Source organism: Aliiroseovarius subalbicans (genome assembly GCF_022678625.1).
Taxonomy (GTDB): Bacteria; Pseudomonadota; Alphaproteobacteria; order Rhodobacterales; family Rhodobacteraceae; genus Aliiroseovarius_A; species Aliiroseovarius_A subalbicans.
This window is the reverse complement of the sequence record NZ_JALBYQ010000012.1, coordinates 1-3,904: the sequence shown is the minus strand read 5'-3', so window position 1 is coordinate 3,904 and position 3,904 is coordinate 1. Positions and strand designations below refer to the sequence as shown.

Below are 3,904 nucleotides of genomic sequence, written 5' to 3'. Positions count from 1 at the left end.
AGGTACAATGGTCGCCGAGTTGACCGGAGACGACTTCATCTTCTCTTAGGGGGCGTCAAGGTCCGCGTAACCGAAGAATCGCGCGTGTTCCGTTTGCCGAAACTGCGCCATCAACGGTGCCAGGTCAGGGTGCAAAAACGCATCTTTCAACTCCTGATCGTAGGGCTTGGCCGCGCTCACATTGCGTTGGGCCAACCCACCATCGAAGGCAATACCCAACTGACGTAGAGCGGTCGGAAGGGTGGCCGACAGGGTTTCGAACTTCAGCAAAAGATAATCCGCGCGCGCGCGCCGCGTCAGCCAATACCCGCCCTGGTCCTCCATCTCATCGGGTGAGATACCGGTTGCAACGCGGTAGTGCTCTTCGAACCACAGGAAAGGGCGCAGCATAAGGAAAAAAAGCTGGTTGAATCCCGCAATATCAATCGGGCGCGCCAAATCCCGCACCCGAAACTGACCCTCACGAATCTGTGTCGCAATCGCGTCGATCCCACCGGCTTGCCTGATCATGCGGCTGAATTCCTTTAGCAAGACTGGGACACCTTCGCGGATCAACGCGCCTTTCTGAATGTGGGGAAAACCGAGCGGTCCGGAGATTTGCCCAAGGGTCGGCAGGTAGCCGTTGATGTCCTGCGAAATGGCCGACCGCAACCAATCCCAAGGCGACCGTACAACCGTCAGAAACAACAGACGGTCGCCCCCTTGGCCGGCCAGCAGAGCATTGATACGACGCGTGGTTTCGACGTTCAGATTGAATTGCCCGATCTGGTGGTCAAAGAAATAGCGTGCGTTGTCGGGATTGGTCAGCACCGGCACCATCGATTTTAGCGCCGCTTCGCCAAGGAAATGGCTTTGAACCGCGTCGACCTGCGGCGCCTCATTCAAGGATGCGACAAGCGAGGTGCTGGCGACTTTTCCGTATTGATAGACCACAACATACCATTTCCGGGCATCGGTCATACGCGCTTCTCCGACCCGGAAAACGGTGCCCGGAACAACTGTGGGGCACCGTTCATACCCGTTCGCCTTCTTGCGCCAAACGCCAATCCCGGAACGACCCAACCCCGGTTCGGCGCGGATCGGGAAAGGTACGGCGCAGGTCAGGCCGGGTGCGATACAAGGCGCGATCCTCTTTGGGTATGGGCGCCCCGTCGTCATAGCGCCCGTAGTACCACCACCCTTCGGGAATGGCCCGGTCGCTCGCGCCCTCTACCGCGCGCCGATACCAGCGCCACAGCTCGAAGACCTCGGTGTTGTCCCCAGCATACCGTCGCGTCATCTGATCGCCGACGGGGCCCAGTTTGGTGAAGTGGAAGAACCTGAGCGGTACTCCGTTTATCAGCCCTTCGCCTTGGTCGGAAAAGCTCAATTCGCGTTGGCTTAGGTTCCAGCTTGCAACGTTGAAACCGTCATCCCGCAACGTGGCGATATGGTCGAAGAAGCAGGGGATCAGGTTGCACCATTTCTGGTCCACAAACACGCCGATATCCAGGCGGTCATGGCACCAATCGTGAAGCCGGTCGGCCCACCAGTCGACGAATTTCAACGCTTCAGAATCGTTCCTGAGCGCCAAAAAACCCAGATTATAGGTGCCGTAGTGCAGCGAGGCGACTTCGTTGTCGATGATCGCGCGGGGGTCGGTTTCGGGGATGGTCTGGTGCGGGGTCAAGACGATGGAATGCGTGTCCAACAGGTCCGCGACCGGGGACAGGTCGCCGAACACCGCAATGTCGGGATCAAGATAGATCACTTTCTCAGCCCCCACATCGCGTAACAGGTGGGCACAGGCCAGGCCTTTGACCGCCGTGCAAGCCTCGACGACATCATGACCGAACAGCCATTGGTCGACACCGTCGCCAACCAGATCCTCGGCCGTGATCACGTGATGGAAATCCTCTTTCGCAAGGTTGAAGTCGAACCCTTCGGGTGTCTTGTCGGTCACGACCGCCCAGATTGTCCAATCCGGGTGCAGCTGGCGCAAGGTCGCGGCAAGAACACGTGCGCGGTTGAGATAGCTGTAGGTGAAACTTGTAAAGGCATGAATTGTCATCATTGGCCCTCCCGCTCAAGCAATGGGATCGTCATGTCGCTGTAGTGCAGCCGGGGAACCTGTCGCCGCCGTTGCGCGCGGTGTTTTTCAAGGGCGCGTCGAAGGTCTGGCCCCTGAAAAAACGCCAGCAGCTCGTCGACATCCTCAAACACCAGGCCCCGCCCTAGCGCTTTGACCAAAGCGGCGACATTTCCGGAGTTCGGGTTCGTTACCACGAAGGCCCCACCGCAAATCGCCTCAAGCGTCGCAAAGGAATATGTTTCGGGCCAATGCGCCCACATCACCATGATGTCGATCCCCGCGTCCCGGATGGCATGCATCATCGCATGCTCATCCTTCTCCGTCACACGGACTGGCGTTTTTGCAAGGCGGGCGGGCACTTCGGCCGTGCCGAAATAGTGAAACGTGATCTCCTTGTCGTCCCACATCGCCTTGTGAAGATTTTTAAAATCCTTCCAGCCCTTGTGCGGCATCGGAGACCCGACATAGGCCACACGCAGACCGTCCTGTTCGGGTGCACTTTCGTCATCCCCCCCCTGTGCCGGATCCCAGTCAAGGGCCGCATGGGGCTGAACGGTCAGGGATTTGTGGGGCAAGGCGGCCGTGTCGACCCAGATATCACGCGCCACCTTCGACGGGGCGATCACGTGCATATCAAGCTGCGTGAACAAATGCGTCATCCGGTCGATATGGGGCAAACGCTCGGCGCCGAAGCAACAAGTCTTGCAGGCCAGAGAAGCCGGGGGCGGCGCGGCGCAAAAGACCCGCTTGTTGCGCATAAGCGTGTAGCCGGGGCAGATCGAGAAGTAATCGTGCAACCAGAACCACGCCTCGGAAACGCCCACGATCTGAGCGATTTCGAGCACGTGCTCGGGCATGTGGCCCAGAAGGTGATGGATCACGATCGACGCCCGCGAAAGACCTGGAGTGATCGCACCGAGCAGATCGCGCACCGCGTCGAACCCAAGCACGCCCAGGGTCTCACCGTCCAACACGACACGCAGGGCGCACGCGTCCTCATCACTGTCATGCGCGCACCTTGGCAGCGGTTGGTGCGGCGACAGATTGAGATAACTCATCCCCTGTCTGCGCGCGGCTCGTTCTTCGCGTTGCAGGCAAACCTGAACCCCCCCGGTGTTTTCGCGATAGTGATCTTGCCCGAAGCTGATCACCAGATCCTGCGCGCCGGCCTCCAAGCTTTCGCGCAGCTTTGTGCCAAAAACGTCTGGGGTTACCAGATTGGGTGGCGTTCGATCCTCGGTCCAGAGCGCAACTTCTTCTTCCAAATCCGGAAGTTCAAACAGCAGTTGGATCGGGTCGGGCTCAGGCGGTTCGAACACGGTTCGGCCTTCGTCCCGCCCGAACACAAGGTGGTGCCAATAGGGATTGATCCCGGCAGCGTCCACATCCGGGTTGTTCCACAGGTATTCGCGGGTCGAGAAATCGGGGTGCGGATCGCGCCCTTCGCTCCACCCGAAGTCAAGGTAATGCGCGACCGGGTCTGCGGCGGCCTTGGCCACATCCGGGTTGGCGCGCAAATAGAAGTCTCGGTCAAAGTGCGGTGCAACCACGGCCCGAACTGCAAAACCTTCGGGGTCTTCCGCCCGCGCCTGCCTGTCCTGCAGCACCTTGCCAGCCCAACCTGGTAGAAACTTGTTCATTGCATGCCCATCCCGGTTTCGCCCCCGACATATATCCGTGGCCCCTACCTACCCTTGTTAAGGTTAAAGAATCGGAAATCCGGACGGGAAAAGGCGGCTTCGGTTGATCCGGAAGCCGCCATATAGGCCTAGAAAGGAACTGGGTCACAGGAACACGAAATCCGCGCTCGATAAGTCGGAGAAATCGGTACCC

At 59.2% G+C, this 3,904-nt stretch carries 3 protein-coding genes; all 3 read right to left on the bottom strand.

Annotated elements, in window-relative coordinates:
• Window positions 1-45: 45 nt before the first annotated feature.
• The 3 genes from MN188_RS17525 to MN188_RS17515 are packed head-to-tail and all read right to left on the bottom strand — an operon-like array spanning window position 46 to window position 3,711.
• On the bottom strand, window positions 46-960 hold the full coding sequence (locus MN188_RS17525) for a hypothetical protein (protein ID WP_242110630.1): 915 nt from the start codon (window positions 958-960) through the stop codon (window positions 46-48).
• Window positions 961-1,012: 52 nt separating this feature from the next.
• Window positions 1,013-2,050 (bottom strand): glycosyltransferase family protein, encoded by a 1,038-nt coding sequence (locus MN188_RS17520; RefSeq protein WP_242110629.1) that lies wholly within the window; start codon window positions 2,048-2,050, stop codon window positions 1,013-1,015.
• Complete coding sequence (locus MN188_RS17515) at window positions 2,050-3,711, bottom strand: glycosyltransferase family protein (RefSeq protein ID WP_242110628.1); 1,662 nt, start codon at window positions 3,709-3,711, stop codon at window positions 2,050-2,052. Before MN188_RS17515 ends, MN188_RS17520 begins: the two co-directional genes overlap by 1 nt.
• Window positions 3,712-3,904 lie beyond the last annotated feature (193 nt).